Annotated in this window: 7 protein-coding genes; 6 read left to right on the top strand and 1 reads right to left on the bottom strand. The window is 36.9% G+C overall.

The window, feature by feature from the left end; genetic code table 11:
• Nucleotides 1-76: 76 nt before the first annotated feature.
• Nucleotides 77-823 carry an electron transfer flavoprotein subunit beta/FixA family protein gene (locus GSY47_RS17370; protein WP_179002523.1) on the bottom strand — a complete coding sequence of 249 codons (747 nt, stop codon included), beginning with the start codon at nt 821-823 and terminating at the stop codon, nt 77-79.
• A 501-nt stretch (nt 824-1,324) separates the two neighbouring features.
• Here GSY47_RS17370 and GSY47_RS17365 point away from each other — a divergent pair.
• From GSY47_RS17365 to GSY47_RS17340, 6 genes are all read left to right on the top strand, one after another.
• Nucleotides 1,325-2,302: a pyruvate dehydrogenase complex E1 component subunit beta gene (locus GSY47_RS17365; RefSeq protein WP_179002522.1), complete on the top strand. Its 978-nt coding sequence runs from the start codon at nt 1,325-1,327 to the stop codon at nt 2,300-2,302.
• A gap of 70 nt (nt 2,303-2,372) precedes the next feature.
• Complete coding sequence (locus tag GSY47_RS17360; RefSeq protein WP_179002521.1) at nt 2,373-4,874, top strand: DUF5686 and carboxypeptidase-like regulatory domain-containing protein; 2,502 nt, start codon at nt 2,373-2,375, stop codon at nt 4,872-4,874.
• A gap of 231 nt (nt 4,875-5,105) precedes the next feature.
• Entirely contained in the window at nt 5,106-5,972 is an 867-nt protein-coding gene (gene dapF, locus GSY47_RS17355; protein WP_179002520.1) for a diaminopimelate epimerase, read from the top strand.
• A gap of 146 nt (nt 5,973-6,118) precedes the next feature.
• Complete coding sequence (locus GSY47_RS17350; RefSeq protein ID WP_091493871.1) at nt 6,119-6,649, top strand: inorganic diphosphatase; 531 nt, start codon at nt 6,119-6,121, stop codon at nt 6,647-6,649.
• Nucleotides 6,650-6,762: 113 nt separating this feature from the next.
• Nucleotides 6,763-9,309 (top strand): sodium-translocating pyrophosphatase, encoded by a 2,547-nt coding sequence (locus GSY47_RS17345; protein ID WP_179002519.1) that lies wholly within the window; start codon nt 6,763-6,765, stop codon nt 9,307-9,309.
• A gap of 1,298 nt (nt 9,310-10,607) precedes the next feature.
• Nucleotides 10,608-16,969 (top strand): DUF7507 domain-containing protein (locus GSY47_RS17340; RefSeq protein ID WP_219071492.1); only part of this gene is annotated, 6,362 nt, incomplete at its 3' end.

Below are 16,969 nucleotides of genomic sequence, written 5' to 3'. Positions count from 1 at the left end.
GATTTTTTTGTTTAGAGGTTTCACGTTTCAGGTTTCAAGGTTGAAAACTGAACACTAAAAAACTGATTACTGAATACTAGATTACTTTCGCTTCGTTGTGTAATAAATTGATTAACTCATCTAAATTATCAGGAGAAACTAATTTCACTGCTGATTTTGGAGCTGGTTTTTCAAACTTCACAGCTTTAGTGTTTACAGGAGCGTCAACTGGCTCAAGAATAGTTAAAGCCTTAGTTCTTGCAGTCATGATTCCTCTCATGTTTGGAATACGAAGGTCTTTTTCTTCAACAAGACCTTTTTGAGCACCAATGATTAAAGGAAGCGTAGTGCTTACAGTTTCTTTTCCACCGTCAATTTCGCGAACTGCTTTTACGTTATTTCCGTCAACAGTTAAACTTGTACAAGAGTTTAAGAAGTTAGAACCTAAAATACCAGCAATCATTCCAGGAACCATTCCTCCGTTGTAATCTAAAGATTCTTTTCCTGCAATCACTAAATCGTAACCTCCGTTTTTAATTACTTCTGCTAATTGTTTTGCAACAAAAAATCCGTCAGTTGGATTTGCATTTACACGAATTGCTTCGTTAGCACCAATTGCCAATGCTTTACGCAATGTTGGTTCAGTATCAGGACCTCCCACGTTTACAACCGTTACATTTGCACCTTGTTGTTCTTGGAACCAGATTGCGCGTGTAAGACCAAATTCGTCGTTAGGATTAATTACATATTGTACGCCGGCTGTATCAAATTCTGAATCGCCGTTAGTAAAGTTAATTTTAGAAGTAGTATCAGGCACATGGCTGATGCAAACTAGTATTTTCATAAGTATATATTTTGAATTTATAATATGCTTTTACAAATTTAGAATTTAATTTGGAATAATTATACTATGCATGCATAATATTTTTTAAAACTATTACGATTTCGCAGATTATGCGGTTTTGAATGATTTTCATCGGAATCTAAAAATGAAAAAGCACTCATTTTGTCTGATTGTTAGGAATTTTGCAATATTTGAACCACAAGAGAGGAGTTAAAATTTGTATAAAAAATACTATTTTTTGATTTTTTGCGTTTTGATGACTGAATTTCGAAGAAACAAGAATTAAACAAATCAATAAAAGTTTGTCTAAAAAATATTTTGGATGAAATAAGTGTTGATTACACGTTATTATATCGATTTCGTAAATATCACAATAAGCATAAAAAAGTTAAAACCGAAAGATGTGCAGCAGTTCGTGCGATTTTAAATTCAATTTATGCTTTTAAGTTATTTAAAATATTTATTTTTGCTCTTCAGAAAATTCAACATACAATATAAAATATGAGAACAATACAATTTAGAGAGGCCATTTGTGAAGCGATGAGCGAAGAAATGCGTCGCGATGAATCCATATATTTAATGGGAGAAGAGGTTGCAGAATACAATGGAGCTTACAAAGCTTCTAAAGGAATGCTTGCTGAGTTTGGTGAAAAAAGAGTAATTGATACTCCAATCGCTGAGCTTGGTTTTTCAGGAATTGCAGTAGGTTCTGCAATGAACGGAAACCGCCCTATTGTAGAATATATGACATTCAACTTCTGTTTAGTTGGTATTGATCAAATTATAAATAACGCTGCTAAAATGCGTCAAATGACAGGAGGACAATTTAATGTGCCTATCGTTTTCCGCGGACCAACAGCTTCTGCTGGTCAATTAGGAGCAACTCACTCTCAAGCTTTAGAAAACTGGTTTGCTAACACTCCAGGTCTTAAAGTTGTGGTTCCTTCAACTCCTTACGATGCAAAAGGACTTTTAAAATCAGCTATCCGTGATAACGATCCAGTTATTTTCATGGAATCTGAGCAGATGTACGGAGACAAAGGTGAAGTGCCAGACGGAGAATACACAATTCCACTTGGTGTTGCTGATGTGAAACGTGAAGGTACTGATGTAACTATCGTTTCATTCGGAAAAATCATCAAAGAAGCTTTTATCGCTGCTGATGAATTAGCTAAAGAAGGAATCTCTTGTGAGATTATCGATTTAAGAACTGTTCGTCCAATGGATAAAGAGGCAATCTTAAAATCGGTTAAAAAAACAAACCGTTTAGTAATTCTTGAAGAAGCTTGGCCAGTTGCCAGTCTTTCTTCTGAAATCTCTTATATCGTTCAAGAGCAGGCATTCGACTTCCTTGATGCACCAATTCAACGTATTACAACTGCAGATACTCCTGCACCGTACTCTCCAGTATTATTAAAAGACTGGTTGCCAAATGCTGGTGATGTAGTAAAAGCAGTTAAAAAAGTATTATACAAATAATACATATTTAAAATACTCACAAAACTTCATCATTCATAGTTAATTGATGAAGTTTTTTTTTGCCCAGACAATGAAAAGAATAATTTTACTCAGCCTATTTTTTGTATTCGCATTTGCGGCTATTGCTACTGCACAAACGAAAGTGAGTGGAATTGTTTTGGACAAGTCGAATCAGCCGATCCCTTTTGCAAATGTTGTCTTTAAAGGTTCTAATACCGGAATCGTTTCTAATGAAGACGGTCGTTTTTATTTAGAATCACCAAATACTTATACAGCATTAATAGTTACTTCAGCTGGATTTTCAGATAAAGAAGTGCCGCTGGAAAAAGCTGTTAATTATAACTTTAAAATTGTTTTAGGCGAAGCTGAAGCGTTAAATGAGGTTGTAATTTATACGGGAAAAACTTCTAAAAAGAATAATCCCGCCTTGGATATTTTGAGGAAAATTTGGGAAAGAAAACGTAAAAACGGACTTTACCAATTCAATCAATATCAAATGCAGAAGTATGAAAAAGTCGAGTTTGACATGAATACCATTGATAGTGCTTTCATGAAAAACAAGCTTTTTAAGGGAATGGAGTTTGTCTTCAATCATGTTGATACTTCTGATGTTACGGGGAAAACGTATCTGCCGATTTTTATCAACGAATCGGTTTATGATGTTTACGGAGATAATAAAATAAAAAAGGTAAAAGAGAATCTTACCGGAAATAAAATGTCTGGTTTCAATGGAAATCAGCAGATTTTAGCTTTCGTAAAAGACCTTTATTCTGATTATAATATTTACGATAATCACCTTAAATTTTTTGATAAAAGCTTTACTAGCCCGCTTTCAAGAACCGGAATTGATGTTTATAATTATGTCTTAAAAGACAGTGCTTATATCGACAAAAAATGGTGTTTTAATATTGTTTTTTATCCGAGGCGTAAAAATGAGTTGACTTTTAAAGGAGATTTCTGGGTAAACGATACCACTTTTGCCATCAAAAAAATTAATATGGGTGTTACCAAAAGCGCCAATATTAACTGGGTAAAGGACATTTATATAGAGCAGGAATTTGAGGTAGAAAATGATTCCATTTTCCTTTTGACCCGTGATTATATGATGTCTGATTTTGCTTTGAATAAAAAAGAAAAATCAAAAGGAGTTTACGGAAAACGAACGACTTTATATCGTAATCATAAATTCAACATTCAAAAACCAGAGAAATTCTACAAAGAGGAAGTCAATTTCATAGATAATGCGGTATATGAACGACCGCCGGAATTTTGGGAAGAAAATCGTTTTGAAAAATTAAATAAAGATGAAGCGGGTATTTATAAAATGCTCGATACACTGCAGACGGTCAAGCGATTTAAGCAACTCTATAATCTCGTCTCCATTTTAGGAAGCGGTTACGTTGAATTTAAGAACTTCGATTACGGACCTATTTATTCGACTTTTGGATATAATGAAGTTGAAGGTTTACGATTGAGAGTAGGAGGAAGAACGTATTTTGGACCAAACGACCCTTGGCGTTTACAGGCTTACACTGCTTACGGATTTGATGATAATAAATTCAAATACGGACTTTCTGGAAAATGGATGGTGGACAAGAAAAACCGTGTTATTATTTCTGGAGGAAACAGGCGTGATATCGAACAGATTGGAGCCAGTTTAACAACAACAAATGATATTTTAGGCCGAAGTTTTGCCTCTTCTGCTTTGTTCACAACTGGAAGCAACGGAAAGCTGACAAATATTAATTTGAGTAATCTCTCGGTTGAAATGGAAGCCAAGAAGAATTTTGTTGTTTCGGCGGGATTTTCGTATCGAACATTAGAATCGGCTTCAAAAACTTTTAGTTTGGATTATTATACTACTTTGCCTAGCATGACAAATCCGACAGGAGTTATCAAAAGCGATGTAAAACAATCCGAAGCGAATATTCAGTTTGAATATATGCCAAACCGTAAAACAATTGGTTATGGTGTAGAAAGAGATTTAGTTGACAGTCCGTTTAGCCATTTCTTTGTAAACTTTAGTTATGGTCTTAAAGGAGTTTTAGACAGCGATTTTGCTTATGAAAAAATTCAGGTTTTCTACAAACAGCCAATTATAATTGGACCTTTAGGAAGATCAAATATTATTCTGGAAACAGGAAAAACGTTCGGTACGATTCCGTTGGGATTAATGAGTGTAATTCCGGGGAACCAGACTTATTTTACAATCGAAAATACGTTTAGTAACCTTAATTTCTACGAATTCGTAACAGATCAATATACAACACTGCAATGGAATCATGATTTTGGCGGAAGATTATTCGCTAGAGTTCCATTTATGAGAAAATTAAACTGGAGAGAATTTGTAGGAGTTAGAGCGGTACACGGAACAATTTCTGAAGCTAACCGTGCTATAAACGCTTCTGGATTGCCTTATAATGTTCCGGAAAATATATATTGGGAATATCACGCTGGTATTGGAAATATTTTCAAAGTCTTTAGAATTGATTTCTCTTGGAGAGGAAATTATTTAGACATGCCGGATGCTCACAAATTTGCTGTAAAAGGATCTTTTGGATTCTATTTCTAGTCAGATTAATAAAATAGGATTGTCCGCTAAGCGGATTAATAACTTGAAGAGCACAATAATGACGCGGATTAGACGGATTTACTTCGTAAAAACGCGGATTAAAACAGATTTTCTACTTAAATTTTAAACAGATTAATAAAGGATCCGTTTTAATCCGCGTCTTCGCTTTGGCGAATCTGTGTCATCCGTGTGCTATTTTCAAACGGACAGTTATAAAATATAATAAAACAAATGAACAAGAATTTCTTTGTAAAAACCCACGGATTAGGAAATGAATATATAGTGCTGGACAGCCAAAATATTACATTTGAACTAACTCAAAAAGCGATAACAAGAATCTGCAATGTAAATTTCGGAATAGGCTCTGATGGTATTTTGTTATTGGCTGATTCTGATCGCGCTGATATTGGTTTACAGATATTCAATCCAGACGGTTCTGAAGCAGAGAAAAGCGGAAACGGATTGCGCATATTCTGTAAATATGTTTTTGATTACGGAATAATAACGAAAAACGAATTTACTGTTGAAACAAAAGGTGGAATCGTAAAAGCGACTATTGAAGAAACGGTAAACAACAAAGCAAAAATTATAACTGTCGATATGGGACAGGCCATTTTCAAATCACATTTGATCCCTACAAAGTTTGAAACTCCAGAAGTAGATAACGTTACGATTGAAGCAAATGGTAAATCTTTTGATGTAAACTGTGTTTCTGTTGGAAATCCACATTGTGTTATTCTAAAAGAAGATTTAAGTATTGATGAAATCAAACAATTTGGTCCATATTTAGAAAACCACAAAATGTTTCCGAATCGGATCAATGTACAGTTTGCAAAAGTCATTAATCGAAATGAAGTAGAAGTATTGATTTGGGAAAGAGGGGCAGGCTTTACACTTGCATCTGGAAGCTCATCTTGTGCGGTTGCCAGTGTGATGAAGAAGAAAGGTTTAGTAGATGAAAACATCACAATTAAAATGCAGGGAGGAACATTAAAAATTAAAGTTGATCCAGATTTTAATATTAGAATGACAGGAGAAGTTAGAGAAATTTGCTCTGGTATTTTGAGCGAAGAATTGATAGAAGACGCTAATTTGTAAAACCTTTTATTAACTCTCTGTTAGATAACATAGAAAGTGCATTAAATTATGAATAAACTTCATAGATTAATGCACTTTTTTCATTGTAAAAAGGGATTCTTTAGTTACTTTTGCAACCGAAATTATAGAAACATTAAAAAACGAAAATGACCGCAGACAAATTAACGACTTTCGATGTATTAATCGAAATACCAAGAGGAAGCAGAAATAAATACGAGTACGATTTTGAAATTAAAAGAATGCGTTTCGATAGAATGTTATTCTCTTCAATGATGTACCCAGCTGATTACGGATTTATTCCAGAAACTTTAGCTTTAGACGGAGATCCTCTTGACGTATTAGTTTTGGTAAACGAGCCAACTTTCCCTGGATGTGTTATGGAAGTGAAGCCAATTGGAGTTTTCCACATGGCAGATGACAAAGGACCAGATGAGAAAATTATTTGTGTACCAGTTTCAGACCCAATTTGGAATTCATTAACGGATTTATCAGATATCAACCCTCACTTAGTAAAAGAAATTGAGCACTTTTTCCAAGTTTATAAAGATCTTGAAAACAAAAAAGTTGATGTTGAAGGATGGGGAGACGTAAAAGAAGCATTCGACATTATTGCTGAATGTACTAAGCGTTTTAACGATATTGAAAATAAACCAGAGGGATTATTTAGCATTAAATAATTTAAGCACTCATAATATATAAAAAAAGCAATACTGCCGTCAGGAGTATTGCTTTTTTGTTTAAATTCGTTTTAGTTAGATTGTTGACTATTAACCAAAACCATTAATATATTATGAATGCATTTATGATTTACCTGCCAATTGTCATGGCAGTTTTAGGATTACTTTTCATGGGAATAAAAAGGAGTTGGGTTTTAAAACAAGACGCCGGAGACGGTAAGATGAAAGAAATTTCAGATTACATCTACGAAGGAGCCTTAGCCTTCCTCAAAGCAGAATATAAGCTGTTAACCATATTTGTAATAATCGCCAGTTTAGCTTTGGCAGGAATTACTTTTATCCCAGGAGTTAAAACACATTTATTAATCGTAATTGCCTTTATTTTTGGTGCATTGTTTTCAGCTTACGCGGGAAATATTGGAATGAAAATAGCAACAAAAACAAACGTTAGAACCACTCAGGCAGCTCGTACAAGTCTTCCTCAGGCTTTAAAAGTATCTTTTGGCGGAGGAACCGTAATGGGGCTTGGCGTTGCAGGGCTGGCAGTTTTAGGATTGACAGCTTTTTTTATAATCTTTTTCAATTTATTCTCTGACGGAGTTTGGAAAGATACAGATACCATGACAGTGGTCTTAGAAACTTTAGCAGGATTTTCATTAGGAGCTGAATCAATAGCCTTGTTTGCCAGAGTTGGAGGAGGAATCTATACAAAAGCGGCCGATGTTGGTGCCGATTTAGTAGGTAAAGTAGAAGCAGGAATTCCAGAAGATGATCCGCGTAATCCAGCAACAATTGCAGATAACGTTGGAGATAATGTGGGCGACGTTGCCGGTATGGGAGCCGATTTATTTGGTTCTTATGTGGCAACAGTTTTAGCCGCAATGGTTCTAGGAAATTATGTGATAAAAGATATGGGCGGAAGTATCAATGACGCTTTCGGAGGAATTGGTCCAATCTTGCTTCCAATGGCAATTGCTGGTTTCGGAATCTTGTTTTCTATCATCGGGACACTTTTAGTAAAAATCTCAGACGATAATGCTAGAGAAGCTCAAGTACAGAAAGCATTAAATGTAGGAAACTGGGTTTCTATTGTTTTGACCGCTGTGGCTTGTTTCTTCTTGGTGCAATATATGCTACCAGAAACCATGCAGATGAGTTTCTTTGGAGAAGGATCTAAAGCCATTTCGTCAATGCGTGTTTTTTATGCGACTTTGGTCGGATTGGTGGTTGGAGGAGCTATTTCTTCCGTAACAGAATATTATACAGGATTAGGTACAAAACCAGTTCTGGCAATTGTACAAAAATCATCGACTGGTGCAGGAACAAATGTTATTGCAGGTTTGGCAACAGGAATGATTTCTACTTTTCCAACGGTATTGTTATTTGCTATGGCTATTTGGATTTCTTACGCTTTGGCAGGATTTTATGGAGTGGCGCTGGCAGCTTCAGCAATGATGGCAACAACAGCAATGCAATTGGCAATCGATGCTTTCGGACCAATTTCTGATAATGCAGGAGGAATCGCTGAAATGAGCGAATTGCCAAAAGAGGTTCGTACTAGAACCGATATTTTAGACTCAGTAGGAAATACAACCGCAGCAACTGGCAAAGGTTTTGCAATCGCTTCTGCAGCCTTAACTTCCTTAGCTTTATTTGCCGCCTATGTAACTTTTACTGGAATTGACGGAATTAATATTTTTAAAGCACCAGTTTTAGCCATGTTATTTGTCGGGGGAATGATTCCTGTAGTTTTCTCTGCTTTAGCGATGAACTCAGTTGGAAAAGCAGCTATGGATATGGTATACGAAGTGAGACGCCAGTTCAAAGAAATTGCAGGTATTATGGAAGGAACTGCAAAACCAGAATACGGAAAATGCGTGGAGATTTCTACAAAAGCCGCTTTACGCGAAATGATGCTTCCGGGAATTTTAACTATCGGATTTCCAATTTTGATTGTACTTATCGGGAAATTAGTTTATTCAGACAACAATCAGTTGATTGCTGAAATGCTAGGAGGATATATGGCCGGAGTTACGGTTTCTGGTGTTCTTTGGGCAGTTTTCCAAAACAATGCCGGAGGCGCTTGGGACAATGCTAAAAAATCTTTTGAAGCAGGAGTTATGATTAATGGAGAAATGACATACAAAGGTTCAGATGCACACAAAGCCGCTGTAACTGGAGATACTGTTGGAGATCCTTTCAAAGATACTTCTGGACCATCAATGAATATCTTAATTAAATTGACTTGTTTGATTGGATTGGTAATTGCACCAATTTTGGGCGAAGGACATTCGCCATCTGATATTGCAGAAAAATCTTCTTGCTGTGCCAAAACAGAAATGCACGCAGATGGATTTTCTAAATGTGGCGACATGTCTGGAATGACAAAAGAAGAGTGTATAAAAATGTGTAAAGAAAAAGGCTGTACACCAGAGGAAACGGCTAAATGTCTAGCACATTTTGACAAAACTGGAAAATACCAAAAGACAGATTGTTTTGATACTAGTAAATACGAGAAAAAATCGGTTAGTGTTGAGGTAAAGAATATAAACGGAAAAACAACTGGAACAGTTACTAAAACTGAAAACGGTAAAACAACAACCGAAGTTTTTGAAGGAACAGAAGAAGAAGTTTTGGCAAAAGTTGAAGCCGCAAAATAAACGTTTACATTTATAAAATAAAACTTTTAAAAACTGCCCGAATGTATTTTCGGGCAGTTTTTTTTATTTCTAACACCCTATATTTCTCTCAACGCCTAGAAAGTTTTTTAACGACAAATTACACCAATTATCGCGAATTAATTTGTATTAAAAAAATCTGCTAGATCTGCTAAATCTGCGTGAAACAATATCGCAAAGATAATCCGCAAAGTTTTGTCATTTCGACTGAAAGGAGACTCGAGCGATAGCGAACTGGCGAAGCAAATCACACTATCCCGAAGCCTCGGGACGCAAAGAATGTCGCCAATCTTTGTCGATTTACGAGTGTGATCCTTCCTTCGTCAGGATGACAGACTAGACGAAGAAAAACAGCAGAACAGTATTCCAACCCCAAATCTTCAAGAATCTAATTTGTGAGAATTGGTGTAATTTGCGGTTAAACTAAGCTTATCCAAGTATTTTTATCATCCCGAGAAACAAGGGATCTCCACAATAAACTCCGCATGCAAAATCGACAATCTTTAGAGCTAATTACGGAGATCCTTCCTTCGTCAAGGATGACAAACCGTGGGTGAAAAATCCTTTTTAATCCTTTAATCTGTGGCAAAAAACTTTGTAGAGCTGCTTACGGAGATCCTTCCTTCGTCAGGATGACAGACTAGATGAAGAAAAACAGCAGAACACTATTCCAACCCCAAATCTTCAAGAATCTAATTTGTGAGAATTGGTGTAATTTGCGGTTAAAACTAAACGTCCCCAACCCTGTGATTTAGCAAATTAATTCGTGATAATTCGTGAAATTAGTGTTTGAAACTAATTCTCCCAATCAAGTCTATAATCTTCAATTCTACATCGGTAAAATAAAAGAAATACCCTACAAGAAATTCGACTCCAAATAACCACAAAACAACCCAATTTTTTACCCAAATTTTTACAAAAAAGTAAGAATTTGGCTTTTTTAGACGAAAAAGCAACAAGTAAAAAGCTGAAAAACTCTTCATATTTGACAGTTTTTTGGCTTTTTTCTATTATTTCTCCTCCTTTTTATGATTTAAAGTACAAAATAACTGCTAAAAACGCAATCTCTTTTACTGCTTAGCTGTTAAAAAACATCGATGAAAAGCATAAAACCTAAAATATATAAAGTTATTTCCTACAGATAAAAACATTTTGGCTTTAAATAACATTTTAAAAACTTTTTGGGGCTACTCTAAGATCGGTATTCAAAATAGTTTTGCCAATTACAAACTCTTTGTTTCAAATTTAGCAACTTATTGAATAATAAATCATTAAATCCTATGAAGAATTGCTACTCTATATTATTAACTCTTTTTTTGGTATTTTCACTAAATGCCAAAACAACTGCTTATTATAATGCAGAAAGTAAGAACGATTGGAAGAATCCAGTGCCTTGGGCAACAACCAACAATGCTGTTGAAAGTGTCTATGATAAGCTACTTAAGCATCATAAAACGGTCAGTGCTAAAACAGTTATTGCACCTTCATTTACTTTAGACGTAACTACTGATGGCTGTAAAAGCGGCGGAAGAATAGTAGTAAATGCCACAGGTACAACAGGTACGGTTTTGTACCAACTGGATGGGCCAAAGTCTTTTGCGCAGGGAACACTCAATATCTTTGACGGCTTGCCTACGGGGGATTATACCGTAAAAGTATTCGATGGAAGTACTGGAGCAACTCCAGTTATCCAAACGGTAAAGATCGAAAATAATTTTACCGATTTAAATATTGATTCAGTAATACAAAGTAATAATCTTTCTACATCGTTTGTATGTGGACCTAGAGGAATAATTACGGTAAACGCTTCTGGGGGTAAGGGACCATTGTCTTATTCTTTGATTAATAAAGCTACAAATACAATTCTTGTAGGGTATGGCTCACAGCCCTCAAATATTTTTACAGGGGTGCCTACAGGTACCTATATTGTATTGGTTGAGGATAAGTGTGGCAACTTTTTAAGAAGTGGTGATGTCGGCATAACAGTAAACGATTATGATGATATTACAGCTGCAACTTCTATGAGCGTATCATTGATTCCACCTGGTTATTCAACCAACAATATGTATTTCACTGAAAATGCTGGTTGTAAAACTATGACCGTAGCTTTCAATCCTAGGACGAATGCAACTTACGATCCTGCTACGACTTTTTGGGCCTATCTTGTAAAAGATGCCTCTGGTAAAGTTTTAAATGTAAACAGAAAAGATGTATTGTATAGAGTAGGAACACCTAATGGTGATTGGTCAGAGTGGGTGGCTTCGGATATGCCTGCTACTGTAAAATTTACATTACCAGACAATAATGATGTACCCTTTACATTTCAATTTAAAAGTGGGTGTAATGACGATGTTAAAACGGAGATAATTTACAACTATATCGGATTTAAGAAGATTTTGCCAACTTTTGATGCTCTTTTTGCCAACAGCTGTTCTGCACTTACGCTTGGTAATTTTAAAGTAGATGTCCCAAATGGTTCTGACCATTTGCTATGTTTCCCCGTTAATGTAAAAGTGTATGATACTGATGACAGTAATCGTTTATTAGGTGATAAAGATTTTTCAACCTATGGTTATATTATACCTACTCCACTTACTACCCCTGGCAGCTATGCAGGCTGGATTCCCGGTCATACGCTTAAAGTAGTCATGACAGATGCAAAGGGGATTTCATTAACGGAAACCTGTATCGTACCAACCCCAATCTACACTGATTTTAAAATGAATGCAAATCGCTTGGGAGCTTATTTTAATAATAATTGTAGCTTTACAGGACTAAAATATGATTTTGTTTCAATTAGTAATGTTGCAACTGGGATAGTCAATGGTCCTTTTCCTGTTACTTTTACTGCCACATGTATCTCCGATCCTTCACTAAATCAGACTGTTACAGTATATAATGCAACCGATAAAAATGCGGATGGATCATTAAAAATTACTGCACCATTTGGCACTTATCTTCCTTATGGCTTTTATGACTTTAAGCTTGAATTTGGCGATAAAGGAGATGGAACTGGTCCCTGCAGAACAACAACCATAACAGGTTATGATAATAGCCAAAGAAATAAGGGCTTGAAATTAGGAAATGTGACGACTCCTACGAATGTTACAGGCTGTAAAACCTACACTGTCAACATTCCTTATTATTATACCAATGCATCAGGTGCTCCGATTGCAGCGAGTACTGTTGGTATTGATGGAGTTTGGATTACGCTTACGAATAATGACGCAAGTGGTAATGGTAATCAGTCCGTTTACACTTCTAATAGAACAAGTTACTCTTTTACTGGTGTACCCGCGGGTACCTATACGCTAAGCATTGCTCCTTATGATAATACAGGTGCCAAACCAACTTGTTCTTCAGACAGCAAAACCATTACTTTGGCTCCCTATGCTTTGCCAGTTATAGATGTACCGCATTCAGGAGGTTTGGTTTGTTTTCCAGCAACTAAAGGTAACTTGACTGTAGTGGCAACAGGAACTTCTCTGCCTTTGCAGTATGCTTATAAAAAGCAAGGTGCTACAGATGCTACATATAGTGCCAATCAAACCAATAATATTTTCTCATCACTAGATATTGGTTTTTATACTGTAAGAGTCACAGATGCGTGTGGTGCTGTCATTACTCAAGATTTGACTGTGGCTAGCTCTACCACATCAATATTTTCAGGTGCAACTCAAACAATCTGCCCTGGAACAACAGCTACAGTAACCACTACACCTATTGGTATGGTTACCAATTATAAATGGACAGCACCAGATGGTGTTACTGTACTACAAAATGGTCCAGAATTTTACCAGTTGGTTATTCCTAATTTTACAGCTGCAAACAACGGCGACTATACAGTAGTAGCAACATCTCCTGCAGGATGTACAGCAAAAGGTACTATTACATTAACGGCAGCTACAGATCTTAATTTAATCGTTACAAATCCTGCCACAGTTTGTGCAGGAACTAGCGTTAATCTTGCCAATGCTGTAAGTGGTGTTGCGTCTTATATTTACTATGCCTCTAACCAAACAACTGAATTAGCAACTCCTACAGTGACTCCTTTAGTGACTACAGATTACTATGTACAAGGAACATCTGCAAGTGGTTGTGTATTGCCTAAACAAAAAATAACCGTAACAGTTAATCCAGCACCTGCATTGGTTATTACAAACCCAGCACCGGTATCAACTGCTGGCACGACTGTAAATCTTAAAGTTGCCGCTATTACGGCTGGAAGCACGAATGTTAATACTTTAGATTATTATGAAGATGCGGCATGTACTGTATTGGTAACTAATCCAAATGCTGTGACGATCACGGGCAATAAAACGTATTATATAAAAGCAACCTCCTTGAGTGGTTGTACAGACATTAAACCAGTAACTATAACGACATTATTTCCAAGTGTAACAATTACGGGTACAAAAGGTTCCTGTATGGCAAACAATACAATAACTGCCGCAGCATCATGGACAGTAGCCACCCCTGCTACTTATACCCTTACTGGTACAGTAGCTGACGGAAGCAGCATTACGAGATCACAAACCGATAACAATGTGTTTAACAACCTGCCTTCAGGGACTTATACCGTAAAGATTTCTGATAGTAACTATCCAGCGCCTACTGGTGTTACATCTGCTCCAGAAACTGTTAATTCTAGTTATGATATACTGAAACTAACAACTGTAACACCATCTACTGCCGGTACTCCAACCTGTGGTTCTAATGGTACTATTACCTATGGTACTACAGCTGGTACTCAACCAGTGGAATATTGGATTGAAAGCAGTCCAGGAGTTATTGCAGCAGGTCCTGTTACCAACTATGCTGGTACAGTAACCTTTAGCAATGTACCACAGGGGACCTATACTGTATATGCAAAAGACGCTTGCGAAACCACACAGCTGGAACCTAATGTAAAAGTATCAGGCTTCGATTTGACCGGTTTTGATAAAATAGTAATAGAGAACCCAACTCAATATTTCAGTCGTGGTAAAGATTGCGACCATCTAGCCTTTGTTTTAGATTATATAACTGGTCACATGGATCTTTTTAAAGGTGCAACTGAAATTCCTTTTGATTGGACCAAACTGGCTTATGAATTAGAGGTTAAGAATGGAAGTACAACTACTACTTATTCTATAGCTCCAGGAACAACCGATATAGATGTGAGCTATGTTCCATTTTCTTCACCTCAAACCCAATATCGTTTAAAATTGAAAAGCCCTTGTACAGGAGCTGATATCTACTCAGACTGGATTGTTGTGGAGGACCCGAAAATTGATGTAACGGTTATTGACAATACTCCTGCAGATATGTGTTCGACAGGTAGTCAGACTTTGGCATTGACAACAGACTGGAATACTGAACCTTGCTTCCCTGTAACCAATATATCTGTAACAAATGTAGCTACTGGAGCAGTGGTAAATTTCCCAGATCCTTGGACAAGTCCTTCAGATGACTATCTTCTTACAGGTCTTTTGGCAGGTACTTACAATATATCAGCTACCGATGCACAATTACATACCTATACTTTGAATGGTAAAGTTTTCGCTCCTGATGCACCTACAAGACCGTCTGCTAAACTTACTTCTGCACAAGGTTGTACTTTTGGGAAAGTAAATTTACAGATAGGGAATATTTTAGCGGCTGGACCATATCCTATTACCTATACTATAACTAGTGCACCTGCTGGTGTTACTGTTCCTAAAACATATACACAAACAGATGATTCTTCAAATACAATATTCACTGATCTTCCTTCTGGAGCCTATACCGTTAAGGTTTCTTATGGCGACAATGGAACAGGAATAGGAGCTTGTAGTCAAATACTTACTATAGATGCCCAAAGCCCTGTATTGGCTTATAGCTTAGACAAATTATGGTACGATGGTTGTCAAGATGCTACACGCCGTATAGAAGGTACTTTTAAAGCTACTGATCAAGATGGCAACATAGTAACTTCCTATGGTGGGCCTTATGGTCCAGTAGTGGCTGGTGGTGTTAGTAATAATATATATTTGAAAGCACATGCTCAGATATTAGAAGCTCCAGCAGATTATACAGGACCTATTGGTGAAGACTCTGAGGTGGAAATGTATGGTGGAGATGCAACCTTTGCATTCCCTGATCGTCTTGATCCTACAAATAGTAATTACAATAATAATTGGGCAGGTAAAATTCTTGTTCCTGGTACTTATAAAATTGGTATCTATCCGGAATATTTTTCTTACAACGAAGATTGCCGATTTGTGCAGCCAGGTACTATCAAAACCATCACAATACCTATAAACAATACTGTAGGCATTGATGCTGCAAAATCAGGAGGTTTGGCATGCTCAGGAGGTACAGGCACTTTGGTGGTAACACCTACAGGAACAGGACCGTTTACTTACCAATACAAAATAAAAGGAGCACCTGCAAGTAGCTATTCTGCACCTCAGGCATCCAATGAATTCCCAGGGCTTGCTGCAGGAGATTATGATGTGAAAATAAGCACTACTTGTACCAGTATTGAGCCAACCTTGTCAGTATTGTCATTAACTGCGGCAAGTATATTAAGTATAACACCGTCAGCTGCTGTATGTCAAGGACAGGAAGCTGTTATTAGTATTCTTCCTATTGGTCCTATTGAAAGTATCATATGGACACTAGATGGTGCACCAATAACAACAGGATTGGATGCAACAGGTACGATATTAACCATTCCTTCATTTACTGATGCTAATAAAGGAGTGTATGTAGCAAATGTTACATCAACTACAGGATGTGTATTTGAATCAAAACCTCTTACAGTTACCTTGGCTAATCCAAGTACATGCGGAGCATCCCCATTTACTGCCATAAAAACAGTAACTGATGCAAGTGGTAATAATAAGGCAGAAGCCAATGAGATTTTAACTTATCATATAACAGTAAAAAATATAGGTACAACTGCTATCCCAAGCATCACTATCGAAGACAACATTCCTGCCAATACGACTTATGTTGATGACAGCGTGAGTTTGGGCGGTTCTTACGACAGCTTAGGAAACAAAGTTAACTTTACAGATATAACACCACTGGCTGTAAACGATACAAGAACCTATACCTTTAATGTAAAAGTAACAGGAGACCTAACAGACGTATCTGTAGTTTCTAATATAGCGACAGTAAATGGAGCTAAAACTACACCTGAGGATCCAGAGAACCCAGGAAACCCGGATCCAGACTGCAACAATCCAGCAGGCTGCACCACCGATATTCCAACTGATCCAAGCTCAGGCATCTCCATCACGAAACACGGAACATTTGTGGATGCGAACGGCGACGGAAAAACCAATGTTGGGGATAAGGTAACCTATGCTTTTACAGTTAAAAACACGGGAGAAACGACCTTGACCAATATTACAGTAACGGACAACAATGCAGATGTAACAGGAGGACCTCTGGGCAGTTTAGCTGTAGGAGCAATTGACACGACTACATTCACGGCGGTTCATACTATAACACAGGCCGATATTGATTCGGGATTTGTTTACAACCTGGCTACGGCTGCAGGAAAAGATCCAGACAACAAAGACGTAACCGACACATCTACCGATCCGCTTCCATGCGCAACATGTCCAGTAGATCCAGCATGTCCAGACTGCACGATCACGCCTGTGCCATC

Source organism: Flavobacterium quisquiliarum, from assembly GCF_019308285.1.
In the GTDB taxonomy this organism is placed as follows: Bacteria; Bacteroidota; Bacteroidia; order Flavobacteriales; family Flavobacteriaceae; genus Flavobacterium; species Flavobacterium quisquiliarum.
This window is presented reverse-complemented; position numbering and strand designations above follow the sequence as displayed.